General features: G+C 60.0%; 13 protein-coding genes. 6 read left to right on the forward strand and 7 right to left on the reverse strand.

Annotated features, from left to right (window positions below; genetic code table 11):
* Position 1: 1 nt before the first annotated feature.
* Positions 2-1,129: a sensor domain-containing diguanylate cyclase gene (locus tag HX839_RS29390; protein ID WP_177009439.1), complete on the reverse strand. Its 1,128-nt coding sequence runs from the start codon at positions 1,127-1,129 to the stop codon at positions 2-4.
* A gap of 150 nt (positions 1,130-1,279) precedes the next feature.
* Here HX839_RS29390 and HX839_RS29395 point away from each other — a divergent pair, with 150 nt between their 5' ends.
* The 3 genes from HX839_RS29395 to HX839_RS29405 all read left to right on the forward strand — a co-directional run bounded on the left by HX839_RS29395 (position 1,280) and on the right by HX839_RS29405 (position 3,490).
* The gene (locus HX839_RS29395; RefSeq protein WP_177009440.1) at positions 1,280-1,807 is read left to right on the forward strand and encodes a GNAT family N-acetyltransferase; all 528 of its coding nucleotides are present in this window, start codon (positions 1,280-1,282) and stop codon (positions 1,805-1,807) included.
* Positions 1,808-1,940: 133 nt separating this feature from the next.
* Positions 1,941-2,981, forward strand: coding sequence for an alpha/beta fold hydrolase (locus tag HX839_RS29400; RefSeq protein ID WP_177068092.1), 1,041 nt, complete (start codon positions 1,941-1,943; stop codon positions 2,979-2,981).
* Positions 2,981-3,490 carry a cytochrome P460 family protein gene (locus HX839_RS29405; protein ID WP_003215197.1) on the forward strand — a complete coding sequence of 170 codons (510 nt, stop codon included), beginning with the start codon at positions 2,981-2,983 and terminating at the stop codon, positions 3,488-3,490. Before HX839_RS29400 ends, HX839_RS29405 begins: the two co-directional genes overlap by 1 nt.
* Here HX839_RS29405 and HX839_RS29410 read toward each other — a convergent pair.
* From HX839_RS29410 to HX839_RS29425, 4 genes are all read right to left on the reverse strand, one after another.
* A complete protein-coding gene (locus tag HX839_RS29410; RefSeq protein ID WP_008436351.1) occupies positions 3,471-3,704 on the reverse strand; it encodes a molybdopterin-binding protein in 234 nt (77 codons plus the stop codon). The two genes, HX839_RS29405 and HX839_RS29410, sit on opposite strands and share 20 nt — an antisense overlap.
* Positions 3,705-3,868: 164 nt before the next feature.
* Positions 3,869-5,278, reverse strand: coding sequence for an OprD family outer membrane porin (locus HX839_RS29415; protein WP_177068093.1), 1,410 nt, complete (start codon positions 5,276-5,278; stop codon positions 3,869-3,871).
* A 204-nt stretch (positions 5,279-5,482) separates the two neighbouring features.
* A complete protein-coding gene (locus HX839_RS29420) occupies positions 5,483-6,892 on the reverse strand; it encodes an amino acid permease (protein ID WP_003215190.1) in 1,410 nt (469 codons plus the stop codon).
* A 77-nt stretch (positions 6,893-6,969) separates the two neighbouring features.
* A complete protein-coding gene (locus HX839_RS29425; RefSeq protein WP_177068094.1) occupies positions 6,970-8,004 on the reverse strand; it encodes a histone deacetylase family protein in 1,035 nt (344 codons plus the stop codon).
* Between the two features lie 118 nt (positions 8,005-8,122).
* Here HX839_RS29425 and HX839_RS29430 point away from each other — a divergent pair, with 118 nt between their 5' ends.
* Positions 8,123-8,623, forward strand: a complete 501-nt coding sequence (locus HX839_RS29430; protein ID WP_008436349.1) for an Lrp/AsnC family transcriptional regulator — start codon at positions 8,123-8,125, stop codon at positions 8,621-8,623.
* 140 nt (positions 8,624-8,763) lie between these two features.
* Here the strand turns inward: HX839_RS29430 and HX839_RS29435 are convergent, their stop codons facing one another.
* Positions 8,764-9,801, reverse strand: coding sequence for an alpha/beta fold hydrolase (locus HX839_RS29435; protein WP_177068095.1), 1,038 nt, complete (start codon positions 9,799-9,801; stop codon positions 8,764-8,766).
* A gap of 153 nt (positions 9,802-9,954) precedes the next feature.
* Here HX839_RS29435 and HX839_RS29440 point away from each other — a divergent pair, with 153 nt between their 5' ends.
* Positions 9,955-11,586 carry a sensor domain-containing diguanylate cyclase gene (locus tag HX839_RS29440; RefSeq protein WP_177068096.1) on the forward strand — a complete coding sequence of 544 codons (1,632 nt, stop codon included), beginning with the start codon at positions 9,955-9,957 and terminating at the stop codon, positions 11,584-11,586.
* A 1-nt stretch (position 11,587) separates the two neighbouring features.
* On the opposite strand, the gene HX839_RS29445 is transcribed toward HX839_RS29440, so the two are convergent.
* The gene (locus HX839_RS29445) at positions 11,588-12,493 is read right to left on the reverse strand and encodes a LysR family transcriptional regulator (protein WP_177068097.1); all 906 of its coding nucleotides are present in this window, start codon (positions 12,491-12,493) and stop codon (positions 11,588-11,590) included.
* Positions 12,494-12,594: 101 nt separating this feature from the next.
* Here HX839_RS29445 and HX839_RS29450 point away from each other — a divergent pair, with 101 nt between their 5' ends.
* Positions 12,595-13,191, forward strand: a complete 597-nt coding sequence (locus HX839_RS29450) for an NAD(P)H oxidoreductase (protein WP_177068098.1) — start codon at positions 12,595-12,597, stop codon at positions 13,189-13,191.
* Positions 13,192-13,207: the final 16 nt, after the last annotated feature.

Consider the following 13,207-nt stretch of genomic DNA (forward strand, 5'->3'; position numbering starts at 1 on the left):
CCTATTCCGCGACGGCCACCTGGTTACGCCCGAGGGCCTTGGCGCGGTACAGCGCCTTGTCTGCGGTGTTCATCAGGCCGTGCAGGTCCTGGTCCACCGCGCGAGCCCAGGCCACGCCGAGGCTGGCGGTCAACCCCTTGACCGGCTCGCTGGTCAGCCCGGCAATGGCCTTGATCAACTGCTCGGCGATGTCCCGCCCGGTCTCCAGCGACGTATCCGGCAGCAGCACCGCAAACTCCTCGCCCCCCAGCCGCCCATACACATCGGCCTGGCGAAACGACGCGCTGATCACCCCGCCGATCTGGCGCAGCACCTGGTCCCCGGCCTGGTGGCCGTAGGTGTCATTGATGTCCTTGAAGTGGTCCATGTCCATCATCAGCGCGCACAACGGCTGCTGGTTATGCCGGCACTGTTCGTAGAGCAACTGCGCATGCTCGAAAAACGCCCGGCGGTTCATCAGGCCGGTGAGTTCGTCGGTTTGCGCGGCGCGGGCGGAGATGTTGTGGGCTCGTTCCATTTGCCGGGTCAGGCGAAAGGCTTTTTCCAGGGCATCCGACAGCTTGCGCGTGGCGCCACCGACAAACGAAGAGAACACCAGCACCGCCAGGGCCATGCCGACTTGCATCGACGACGGTTGAAACAGCAGCCACAGGGTGCACGGCAGCAGCACCAGGCCCATGGAGACCAGGGTCATGTAGCGATAGGCTGAATAACACGAGACTGCGCTGACCGACATGCCCACGGTGAACAACATCACCAGGGCCTGGGACAGGCGGTCGTCGGTGGGCATCAGGGCGAATGCGCCGATGCCCCAGACCCCGGCCGACAACATCAGCGTTACCCAGTAGCGCCGCTCCCAGCGCGCGGGGGTGCGTTCACTGTTGGGGCAGCGAAACCAGTCCATGAACATCCACACCCGCAGCAACGACGTCCCCGCCAATACCACCAGCCAGACCAGCATTACCCGGTGATCAAAACGTTCCCAGCACAGCCAGCACAGCATGGCGGCCGCCATATAACTGCCGAACACTGCAGAGAATGACTGGCGAAACAGCTGGTGCAATCGATCTGTTCGTACCTGCTCCTCGATGAAGCAATCCTGGTCCTGCCCACGCCCAAGGCCATTCATTTGGTCCGCCTGATCTTACTGCCGCGACAAAGTGCCATTGTGGCATCCTGCCAGTAGCCCTAACAACTGAATCAAGCGTGCTAGAGCGCCGAAAGCAGGATAAATATAGGTGAACACCTTCTCGCTCGCTCCAAGGATCAGAGTCCACCCATGAATACCCACCCGATTACCACCGAACGCCTGATTCTCAGGCCCGCAGCGGCCGACGATGTGGCCAGTGTATTTGCCATTTATGGCGATCCCGAGACCAACCGCTACAACCCGGCGGGCCCCTTGACGGACCTGGGCCAAGCCGAGGCCGCCCTGGCTCGCTGGCTGCTGCACTGGGCAGAACATGGTTTCGGCCAATGGGCGATTGCCACACAAGAGGCGCCGGACCGCGTGATCGGCTTTGGTGGCATCACCTTGTACCCCTACAACGACGTTGAGCGGATCAACCTGGGCTACCGCTTTGCGGTCAGCGCCTGGGGCCAGGGCTTTGCAACCGAGATTGCCAGGGCGGCGTTGCAGTTTGCCTTTGTCGAACTGGACCAGCCGCAGGTGTACGGCGTGGTGCGTCCGGCGCATACAGCGTCGATCAAGGTGCTGGAGAAAATCGGCATGCAGTACATCGATGAGCTGGACGATGTACCCGGTCAGGCGCCGAGCCTGGTGTATGTGGCCCGGCGGGCCCTCTGACCTTTGTATCGCAGTGTGTCCAAACACCGCTGCGATACAAAACCTTTAACCCACGGGTTTTCTCGAAACAGACGGGATACACAACTACGTTCAACTGTGAGCCAGGCACACCACCCGCCGCCGGAGACTCACCATGCACACACAGTTGAACATCCCACCCCGCCGCCTGATGGGCGCGTCGCTGCTGGCCTTTGCGCTGTTGCAGTTCGGTGCCCTCGGCGTCGCCAGTGCACAGGACGCGCAAGCACCTGCGGCTGCCAGCGCAACTGCCCACAGCGCGCTCGGCCCGTTGAAGCATGTGAAAGCCGGCTTGCTGGATGTGGCCTACGCCGAAGTCGGCCCGGCCGATGGCCCGGTGGTGATCCTGCTGCATGGCTGGCCCTACGACATTGACAGCTACTCCGAGGTAGCGCCGCTGCTGGCTGCCCAGGGCTACCGGGTGCTGGTGCCTTACGCCCGCGGCTATGGCGATACCCATTTCCTGTCGGCAAAGACCCTGCGCAACGGCCAGCCGGCCGCCCTCGCCGTCGACCTGATCGACTTCATGGACGCGCTGAAGATCAAGCAGGCCGTGCTCGGCGGCTATGATTGGGGTGCGCGCACCGCCGACATCGTCTCGGCGTTGTGGCCTGAGCGGGTCAAGGCGCTGGTATCGGTCAGCGGCTACCTGATCGGCAACCAGGCCGCGGGCAAGAACCCATTGCCGCCCAAGGCCGAGTTGCAATGGTGGTACCAGTTCTACTTCGCCACCGATCGCGGCGCCGCCGGCTATGCGAAAAACACCCACGACTTTGCCAAGTTGATCTGGCAGATCGCCTCGCCAAAATGGGCATTCGACGACGCCACCTTCGACCGCAGCGCCAAAGGCCTGGACAACCCCGACCACGTCGCCGTATCGATCTTCAACTACCGCTGGCGCCTGGGGCTGGTGCAGGGAGAGAAAAAATACGCTGCGCTGGAGCAGAAACTCGCCACTGCACCCTCCATCAACGTGCCCACCATCACCATGGAAGGCGACGCCAACGGCGCGCCGCACCCGGCCGCAGAGGACTATGCCAAACGCTTTACCGGCAAATACGAATACCGGCTGATCACCGGCGGCATCGGCCACAACCTGCCGCAGGAAGCACCGCAAGCCTTTGCCAAGGCTGTGATCGATGCGGACCACCTGTGATGAAGCGCCTGCATCTTGCTGCACTCGTCGCTGCAACAGCTGCCGTGGTGGCCACCGCTACCGGGTTCGCCTTTGGCGGCCCGGCCACCAGCGAGCCTTCGCCGATCTACGGCGTGACCATTCCCGACGGCTACCGTCAATGGGAGCTGATCGCGCCGGCCCAGGAAGCCGACCCGCTGAATGAACTGCGGGTGGTGCTGGGCAATAAAGTGGCGCTCAAGGCGTACCGCGACGGCACGCTGCCCTTCCCCGACGGCACCGTGCTGGCGAAACTGGCCTGGAAGCACGTGCAATCGCCCGAGTTCAAGACCGCGTCGATTCCCGGCGCGGCAACCACCGTGCAGTTCATGGTCAAGGACTCGAAGAAATACGCAGCGACCGGAGGCTGGGGCTTTGGACGGTTCATCAATGGCAAGCCGGTGGACCAGGCGCAGCATGAGACCTGCTTTGCCTGCCATCAGGCGCTGGTGAAGAACCACGATTATGTGTTCACCCGGCTGGCGCCTTAGCGCAATAGCCCTTTTCAACAACAAACGCCGTGGCGCTCACGCCCGGCTTCAGGCCCAACTCGGCCACCGCGTCGCGGGTCACGATGGAAAACACCTTCGAACCGCCCGCCAACTGCTCGCCGCCGGGCAGGGTCAACACCACTTCGGCATTGACCGCGCCGTGCTGGACCTGGCTGACCTGGCCTTTGAATACGTTGCGTGCACTGACTTTCATGGAAACGGTTCTTGTCTTGACTTGTAGGTTGGGAATTGCCGCGCATGATTAAACGTTGCCTTGTGTAAAAACAACTGTAGCGCCCTGCTCTGGCTGGAACCCCACGCCAATAAAGAAGGCCGCCCAATGGGCGGCCTTCATCTGGAGCAGTTACCGACGACTGATTAAAACAGCGCGTAGGTGTAGTTGAAGATCAGGCGGGTCTGATCCTGGTCGGCGGTGCCGGTGTTATGGCCGTGGTAGCTGCCGGTACGGAACGTAGTACCGAAGCCTTTCAGCGGGCCTTCCTGCACGACGTAATCAAGACGGAAATCGGTTTCGCGTTCCGACTGATCGCTGCCACCGGCAACCTTGGCCTTGATGTCGCTGCCGTTCAGGTAGGCAATCGAGGCTTTCAGGCCCGGCACCAGGGTTCTGAAGTCATACAGGTACTGACCGAAATTGACCTGCTCGCCCGCACGGGAGAACTGGCCAACCACCGCGTCGGTGAACAGGTAGAAGTCGGAACCGGCCGCGCCTTGGGCGGTTGGATCGGCGATGCTGCCCTGGTTGACCCAGACGAAGCCACCGTCATCACTCACGCCGATATGGCCGAACATCAACTGGCTGCCGCCCAACTGATAGGTGAAGGCAGCACTGTAGGTTTTGTTGTCGACTTCACCGGCGTGCTTGGCATAGCCGCCGTTGTTGTTGAACGCATAGCCGGCCGAACCGTTTTTGCCGTCGCTGGTGCTGTCGAAATAACGCAGGTCGGTCTTGAACGACTGGTCATTGCCCAACGGCAATACGTGGACCAGGCCGAAATAGTTCTGTTTGTAGAAGTCTTCCAGGTTGGCGTAGTAGTACTGCAACGTCAGGTTTTTAGCGATGACGTTGTCAGAAGAACCAAACGGCTGGTAGTCGACACCACCGAAACGGAAGCTGTCGCTGTCGCGAGTGGCACCGGCCACGCTCAAGCCCGTGGAGTTGCTCGATGCACGACCTTCAGCCTTGTTCAGCTCGCCGCCGGTGAAGGTGACGTTGGGAATGTCCTTGGAAGTCAGGATGCCGCCGTCAAAGGTCTGCGGTGCGGCACGGCTGTCGTTGGACACCAGGATCGGCAGGATCGGCGCCAAACCACCGCCCACGTGCAATTCAGTCTGGGAAATACGGAATTTAACGTTGCCGGCTGCGCGACCGAAGCTGTCAGCAGGCTCGGTGCCGTTGTTCTTCACCGGGAAGAAGCTGTTACCGTTACCCGACAGGCCATTGCCCGCTGCGTGGCCATCGCCACCGTCCAGACGCAACGCGCCGAAAGCCATCACGTCGAAACCTACGCCGACGGTGCCCTGGGTGTAACCGGATTTATAGTCGAAACGCAGTACTTGAGCCGCTTCCCGCAGGTCGTTCGCCGTGCCGGAGTGAACGTCGGCGTTGTAGTACATGGTGCGCGAACTGATCGAAGAATGACTGTCTTCGAGGAAGCCGCTATGGCCGTCACCCGTGCCGAGTGAGCCAAGACCAAAGCCGTCTGCGCTGGCGTGTTGTGCAAGGACAGCCGCCGTGATGGCCAACGCTAATGTAGAGAGTTTCATTTACTGCGCCCCTGTGAACATTATTTTTTTACTGTCCTTCGAGCGAATACCGTTGCGGCCCTGCAAACGCTGCGGATTGTGGCATGGGGCCGATGGCGCAGATTGTGAAATTTTTGTCATGTGCCGATGAAAAAACCGTCATGAAAAGGCCGTACAAGCCGGCCTTTTTCGAGGGTTGAATGGCCTGCGGTTGTACGACAACCGCTACTGCGCCGTGCGCTGATCAGGCTGGAGTCGGTGGCGAAAATGCGAGAAATGGTAGGCAACCGCCAGCCACATAAACCATGCAGGCATCACGCAAAGGGCCAGGCGGGTATCTGGGCGAAGTGCCAGCAGGCAAAGTACGAACGCCATGAAGCCAAGTGAAACCCACGCCAACGGCACGCCACCGGGCATTTTGTAGAGGGATTTTTCATGTAGCTCCGGGCACTTTTTCCGATAGGCGATGTAGGACGCCAGGATGGTCGACCAGGTAAAGATCACCAGGATCGCCGAAACGGTGGAGACGATGGTAAAGGCCGTCATCACTTCCGGGACTATAAACAGCAGCAACAAGCCCAGCAGCATCAGGAAGGTGGTAAACGCCAGGCTGATAAACGGCACGCTGTTTTTCGACAGTCGTCGGAATATCCCGGGTGCGTCTCCCAGGTCCGCCAGGCCGAACAACATGCGACTCGCCGAAAACACCCCGCTGTTGGCCGAAGAAGCCGCTGAGGTCAGTACCACGAAATTCACAATCCCGGCGGCGGCGGGAAAGCCGGCCACCAGGAACAGCTCGACAAAGGGGCTCTTGCTGGGCGACACCTGCTCCCAGGATGTCACCGCAATGATGCAGGCCAAGGCCAGCACGTAGAACAGGATGATCCGCAGCGGAATCGAGTTGATTGCCTTGGGCAGTGTCTTCTCCGGCGAACGGGTTTCGGCCGCCGCCGTGCCGATCAACTCGGTACCGGCAAACGAGAAGATCGCCATCTGGAACCCGGCAAAGAAGCCGAACACGCCATTGGGAAACGCCGCCTGTTTATCCAGCAAATGATTCAGGGAAGCCGTGACGCCGGTGGGCGACACAAACGAGCTGGCAATCAACACCACGCTCACACTGATCAGGGTCACCACGGCGATGATCTTGATGATCGCAAACCAGAACTCCACCTCGCCGAACAGCCGCACCGTCAGCACATTCAAGGCAAACAGGGTCAGCAGCATTGCAATCGCCGGTATCCAGGCCGGCACGTGCGGGAACCAGTACTGGAAAAAGCCCCCGACCACCACCGCATCCCCCACCACCGCCACGCTCCAGCTCAGCCAGTACGACCAGCCAAGAAAAAACGCCGCACGCGGCCCCAGGTAGGCACCGGCAAAGTCGGCGAAGCTCTTGAAGTTCAGGTTGGACAGCAGCAGCTCACCCATGGCGCGCATCACGAAATACACAAACAGCCCGATGATCATGTAGATCAGGATGATCGAGGTGCCGGACAGCGCGATGATCTTGCCCGAGCCCATGAACAGGCCGGTGCCGATCGCACCGCCCATGGCCATCAGTTGGATATGGCGGTTGTTGAGGGTGCGTTGCAAAGCGGGCTTTTCAATCAGCCCGGGCACGGTTGTTTTCATCACAAAACCTCTTGTTATGTTTTTGAGTTTTGGCAGAAAAAAGTCAGGCGTTGTTTATTGTTGGAATGGCATCGGGATCAGGCGTGTTTGTTCTCGAAACCGTGCAGCACGTTGACCGCGTTGATGCCGATTTCATCGACCATGTAGCCGCCTTCCATCACAAACAGCGTCGGCACGCCGACGCTGGCGATGATCTCGCCGATGCCGAGGAAGTCGCGGCTTTCCAGCAGGAAATGGCTGATGGGGTCGTCCTTGAAGGTGTCGACGCCGAGGGAAATCACCAGCACTTGCGGCGAGAACTTTCTGAGTTGATTGCAGGCGTCGAGCAACGCTTCTTTGTAGGTGGCCCAACCGGTGTTTTTCGCCAGCGGGTAATTCAGGTTGAACCCCTCGCCCGCCCCGGCACCGCGCTCGGCACTGAAGCCCGAATAGTAGGGATACGACACGGACGGATCGCCATGCAGCGAGACGAACATCACGTCGCTGCGGTTGTAGAAGATGTTCTGCGTGCCGTTGCCGTGGTGGAAATCCACGTCCAGCACCGCGACCCGTTTGGCGCCTTGGGTGATCGCCTGTTGCGCGGCAATGGCTGCGTTATTCAGGTAGCAATAACCGCCCATGTATTCCCGCGCCGCATGGTGGCCCGGTGGCCGGCACAGGGCGAAGGCGCTGTTGTGGCCTTCATCAATCAATGCCAGGCCGGTGAGTGCGATATCGGCGCTGGTCTTCACCGCTTCCCAGGTGGTGCTGGTGATCGGTGAACCGGCATCCATCGCGAAAAACCCGAGCTTGCCGTCGATGAATTCCGGCACCTGCTCATTGGCCAGGTCCCGCACCGGCCACACCAGCGGCAAGGCGTCATGGGCACGGCCAATCGCCGTCCATTCGGCCCAGGCAGTTTCCAGGAAGGACACGTAGCGTTCGCTGTGGGCATTGACGTAACAGGCCCGGTCGAACGTGCGCGGCACGATGATATCGCCCAGCCCAACGTGCTTGACCCGATCACGCACCGTGTCGGCGCGGCTGGGTTGTTCGAAGGACGGCTTGAGCACGCCATCCTTGAGTTCGGTGCCATGGTGCAAACGATGAGAGTCGCTGAAAACAGTCAACATGAAAGACATCCACCCGTGAAAGACAGGTGATTATTTTGTTCTGGCTGCGGTGGGCTTTCTTTGCTTTTACGTGCGCCGATGCTAGCGTAATCGGGATTTTTTACCCCAAAGAGCCGCCATGAAGAAAAATAAAACCAGACAGGTCGCACTTGACGACACCGATCTCGCCATCCTCGCCTTGCTGCAGGAAGACGCGAGTATTTCCAACGCCGAACTCAGCGAGCGGCTGTCATTGAGCCTCACTCCATGCTGGCGACGGCGCAAGCGGCTGGAGGAAGAAGGCGTGATCAAGGACTACCAGGCCAACCTCGATCGCAAGATGCTGGGCCTGGAGATCATGGCGTTTGTGCATGTGCGGTTTGCCGTGCATTCCGACCATACGCCAGAGGACTTTGAGGCCGTGATCAAGGAGCTGCCGCAGGTGCAGTCCTGCCACAAGATCACCGGGGATGCGGATTATCTGCTGCAGGTGCTGGCGGAGGATCTGGACGCCTACAGCGATTTTGTGGAGAGCGTGTTGCGGCGGCAGTTGGGGATTGCGTCGATTCAGTCGAGCCTGGCGTTGCGGGAGGTGAAGGCGACAAGTCGGGTGGCGATTCCGGGGCGGGTGGGGAAGTGATCCAATGCAAATACCATTGTGGCGAGGGAGCTTGCTCCCGTTGGACTGCGTAGCGGTCCTGTCGTTGGAGGCGCTTCGCACCCCCAGCGGGAGCAAGCTCCCTCGCCACAGGCTGTGTGTTGTCCGAAGACATCTGACGGCTAGTGCAGGGACTGCTGCAGGAACTCGCTGATCAGGCTGAGTACCTGCTGCTGGATCTGCGGCTTGGGACGAGCACCCTTGGCATCCAGGCAAATGAAGCCTTCGCCGGGGTCGCTCTGTTCAATCCGCTCCACCGCGCCCGGCTTGCAGATAGGCAGGAAGCTGAAGTGCGTGGCGTCGCTGATTTCCACGTAGCGTGAAGTCTTCTGCGGCAGGCGCTTGGCCAAGTCGGCCGACTCGAGTGCGGCGGGCAATTCCGGCGACGGCGTGCCCGCCGCAATCACCAGCGTGGGGCGGTTCAGCGCCGCGAGGCTGGCATCGCTGAAGCCGCGGGCGAAGCCCAGGTCCAGCGAAACGATGGCCGCCACGCGCTTGTCGCTCAAGTCCTCGGCCAGGCGCTGTTTGGCCTGCTCCGTGCGACCCACCTCGATCAGGTCGTACGCTTTGCAAGGGGCAATCTCGGGATGCACTTTGCAATCCTCGGTGAAGCGCTGCGGGTCGAAGCGTGCGCCGCCAACTTCCATCGCGGTCCAGCCGCCGAGTGAGTGCCCCACTACCGCGATCCTGTGGTCGGCCACCGCGCCAAAACGCTTGGGCTGGGCAATCACGGCATCAATCACCCGATGGATATCCAGGGGCCGTTTCCACAGCTCGGAAGCGGCCGGCTGTGTGCGGTCCTTGCTGGTGGTGCCGGGGTGGTTGGGCGAGGCGACGATATAACCCTGCCCGGCCAACGCACTGGCGAGCCAGGACTGGTTGATCCAGTTGCCGAAGATGCCGTGGGAGATCACCACCAACGGATGCTCGCCGGCGGCCGGTGCGGCGTCCTTCAAGGCCGGCGCGCCGACAAACACCGGATTGTCAGCAATCAGTTCTGGTGTGCCGGAAGCATGGGTCGGGTACCACACCGCCACCTGCAACGGCCTGCCGTGCTCCGCGTCGGGAATCACTATTTCCTGGAACCCGGTCCTCATCTCACTGGCCTGAGCCAGCCCGGTGACAACCATCAACAACAGAGCAGCACACAGCGTTTTCATCCTTGAGTTCCCTAAGTGGCTAAGCGCCATATTCTGGCATGGCCGTCATGGGAAAGCAGGTGGGAAATCAATGCGCGTATAAATCATCAGGCTATGGCAACTATCCGAATGGTACGTCTACCATGTAGTCACACTCCTTTCAGATAGCCCCCAATGATCAAAGCCAGCCTGCGTAGTCACCTGACCCTCTGGTTTGCCGGTTTGTCGCTGCTCACCCTGGTGAGCGTAGGGTTCTACGTTGGGCACATCGCTACCGAGCAACTGAAACTGGCCAGTGGCAATGCCTTGTTGAGCACTGCCCGCTCCACCGCCGCGCTACTGGCGGTGCAGCTGCGTGAACGCCAGCTCGAAGTGTCGCTGCTCAGCCGCGCACCGCTGTTCAGACGGGGCAACCTGGACGATCCGGACATACTGACCTCCATGGAACAACGCACCCAGTCCCGCGCCGAGTACGCGTGGATGGGCGTCGCCGACACAGACGGGCGTGTGCGCCAGGCGGTGAATGGGCTGCTGGTCAACCAATCCGTAACGGCACGGCCCTGGTTCCAGGCCGGTTTGCAGGGCAACTACACCGGCGATCCCCACGAGGCGGTATTGCTTGCCAAGCTGCTGCCGGGCTCCAACGGTGAGCCCTGGCGCTTCATCGACTTTGCCGCACCGATTCGCAATGCCGGGGGCCAGGTGATCGGCGTACTGGGGGCTCACGCCCACTGGACGTGGGTGACACAAATTGTCGAAGCGGCCAAAGGCAATACGCCGGACATCGAGGCGCTGATCATCGACAACGACGGCAAGGTGCTCTACCCGGAACAACTGGCCGGCCAGCAACTGCCCCAGGACCGCCTGGCCAATGACACCGGCTGGTCGGTCGACAACGGCTACGTGACCAGCGCCGTGGCGGTGCCCAGCCCGTCGAATTCCAGCCTGACCTGGTACATCGTGATGCGCCAGCCGCTGGAAATCGCCCTGCACCCTGCCCGCGTATTGCTCTACAAACTGCTGCTGTTGGGCGTCATTGCCGCGGTGATTTTCGGCTTCGTGGCGTATTACCTGGCGTCGTACCTCAGCCGGCCCATCGAAGAACTCGCGCGTTCAGCCAAGCAGGTCCAAAACCAACAGCCTGGCGCGTATTTCCCTCAAGACCATTTCGTACTGGAAATCGCCCAGCTCGGGCGCTCCATCAAGGGCATGACCCAATCGCTGCTTGGCAAAGAGCGCGAACTGCAGGACACCAATGCGTCCCTGGAAGCCACCGTCGCCCAGCGTACTGCCGCCCTCACCCAGGCCAATGCCGAGCTGTTGAACCTGGCCAGCCATGACGCCCTGACCGGCGTCTACAACCGTCGGCGCTTCGATGAAAAACTGGCGGAGTACAGCCTGCTGTTCCAGCGCAGCGGGCGCGCATTTGCCTTGCTGCTGATCGACGTTGATCATTTCAAGCGGATCAACGATACCCATGGGCATGCCGTCGGGGACGATGTACTGCGCCAGCTCGCGCAGTTGATTCAGGACGCCACCCGCGCCACTGACTTCGTCGCCCGTTACGGCGGTGAAGAGTTTGCGGTGCTGTTGCCGGAAATCGAAGCGCCGGACAGCCCGGATGTGGTGGCCGAGAAGATTCGCGCGGCAATTTCCGGAGCGTATTTCGAGACCGCTGGGCAGGTCACGGTGAGTATTGGCGTCGGGCTCGTTGAAGCGTCGGACAGCGACACCACAGTGCTGATCAAGCGTGCGGATCAGCAGTTGTATCGGGCCAAGTCGTCGGGGCGTAACCAGGTGGCGTGAGTCACTTTGACTGAACGTTTGCCTTCAAGAACGCGAGAAAGGTCTTGAAGGCGAACGAGCGATTTTTGGTGCTGGGGTAATACAGGAAAAAACCGGGCCGCTCCGGGAGCCAGTCCTCCAACAACCGCACCAGCTTGCCGGCTTGAACGAGCGCTTGGATCTGCTCCTCATGGAAGTAGCCAATACCGGCGCTGTTCAACACGGCGTCCAGCGCCACGTCCATGTCATCGACGGCCATATTGCTGTTGACGTCGATCCGTATCACATCGGCGTTCTTCTCGAACTCCCACGAGTAGGCGCGCTCGGATGTCGGAAAACGAAAGGCAACGCAGTCATGCTTCAGTAAGTCCTGGGGCTTACGCGGCGCGGAGTGCCCGGATCGTTGCAAGTAGTCAGGGCTGGCAACGACGGCAAACCTGAGGCTCGGGCTGACCGGCACCGCGATCATATTTTCCGAGACAACATGACCGAGTCTCACCCCAGCGTCCATCCCATCCTGGGTGATGTTCAGCAGACGGTCTTCAGCAAACAGTTCGACACTGATATTCGGATACTCGCGCACGAAGTCAGTACATAGCTTCGATAAAAACAGCCTGGCGGCCTGGCGTGCTGCGGTTATTTTCAACGACCCGGTCGGGGACTCCCGAAAGGGCATAATTCCCTCAACCGCTTCATCGATGCCCTTGATGGCCGGTGCAAGATTTTCAAACAGCTTAAGCCCCACTTGCGTCAATGAAACGCTGCGGGTAGTGCGGTTGACCAGACGTAATTGCAGTTGCTCCTCCAACTGACGAATCGAATGACTGATGGCCGATGGCGAGACGCCCAGTTCGACGCTGGCCTTCTTGAAACTCTGGTGCCTGGCCACGGCAGAGAACGTAATGAGGTCGGCAAGCCTTGGTTTCATTGATGAATACTCTTCAATACTGAGTTATTTTTACAGCCATTATCAGAACAATAATCTTGCATTAGTCTCTGCACTTCAGCAACTTGAACAGAGGCGACATCATGAAAACAGCACACATTATCTGGGCTCACCCACGGGAAAATTCACTCACCTCGCAAGTCGTGACCGCACTTAAAGCCGCCGCTGCCGAAAAGGAAATCAACGTGCGCGAACTGGACCTGTACCGCGCCGGTTTCGACCCGGTACTGCGCGAGGAAGACGAACCCGACTTCAGCAACTCGGATAAGCCATACAGCGAGCAGGTTTATCAGTTGTTTGACCAGATGGCCGGATCAGACATGGCCTTTGTCGTGTTTCCGGTCTGGTGGTATTCCATGCCAGCGATTTTGAAAGGCTACGTTGACCGGGTCTGGAACTACGGTTTGACCTACGGCAACGGCAAGCAACTGCCCTACTCTTCCATCCGCTGGATTGCCCTTGTGGGCGGCGCGCAGGGCAAGTTCGAGTCGCATAAAAAAGATGCCTACATGCAAGACCTGCTCAACGATGGCATCGCCAAATACTCCGGCGTGGAAGACTCCAGGGTCACGTTCTTGTACAACACCCTGGCGTTTGAGGAGAGTATCGAAGACATGAACCATCATCATCATGGCTTGATCCAGCAGGCGAAACACGAGTTGTATCTGCTGGCTGCATAACGCTGAGGGCGCCTCA

The sequence above is a fragment of the Pseudomonas sp. I8001 genome, assembly GCF_013385345.1.
GTDB lineage: Bacteria > Pseudomonadota > Gammaproteobacteria > Pseudomonadales > Pseudomonadaceae > Aquipseudomonas.

Bases quoted from the DNA above. Each gene is read 5' to 3' on its own strand.
- HX839_RS29420 (WP_003215190.1), bottom strand. From the start codon at position 6,892: ATGAAAACAACCGTGCCCGGGCTGATTGAAAAGCCCGCTTTGCAACGC.
- HX839_RS29450 (WP_177068098.1), top strand. From the start codon at position 12,595: ATGAAAACAGCACACATTATCTGGGCTCACCCACGGGAAAATTCACTC.
- HX839_RS29425 (WP_177068094.1), bottom strand. From the start codon at position 8,004: ATGTTGACTGTTTTCAGCGACTCTCATCGTTTGCACCATGGCACCGAA.
- HX839_RS29400 (WP_177068092.1), top strand. From the start codon at position 1,941: ATGCACACACAGTTGAACATCCCACCCCGCCGCCTGATGGGCGCGTCG.
- HX839_RS29445 (WP_177068097.1), bottom strand. From the start codon at position 12,493: ATGAAACCAAGGCTTGCCGACCTCATTACGTTCTCTGCCGTGGCCAGG.
- HX839_RS29410 (WP_008436351.1), bottom strand. From the start codon at position 3,704: ATGAAAGTCAGTGCACGCAACGTATTCAAAGGCCAGGTCAGCCAGGTC.
- HX839_RS29390 (WP_177009439.1), bottom strand. From the start codon at position 1,129: ATGAATGGCCTTGGGCGTGGGCAGGACCAGGATTGCTTCATCGAGGAG.
- HX839_RS29430 (WP_008436349.1), top strand. From the start codon at position 8,123: ATGAAGAAAAATAAAACCAGACAGGTCGCACTTGACGACACCGATCTC.
- HX839_RS29395 (WP_177009440.1), top strand. From the start codon at position 1,280: ATGAATACCCACCCGATTACCACCGAACGCCTGATTCTCAGGCCCGCA.
- HX839_RS29435 (WP_177068095.1), bottom strand. From the start codon at position 9,801: ATGAAAACGCTGTGTGCTGCTCTGTTGTTGATGGTTGTCACCGGGCTG.
- HX839_RS29415 (WP_177068093.1), bottom strand. From the start codon at position 5,278: ATGAAACTCTCTACATTAGCGTTGGCCATCACGGCGGCTGTCCTTGCA.
- HX839_RS29405 (WP_003215197.1), top strand. From the start codon at position 2,981: ATGAAGCGCCTGCATCTTGCTGCACTCGTCGCTGCAACAGCTGCCGTG.
- HX839_RS29440 (WP_177068096.1), top strand. From the start codon at position 9,955: ATGATCAAAGCCAGCCTGCGTAGTCACCTGACCCTCTGGTTTGCCGGT.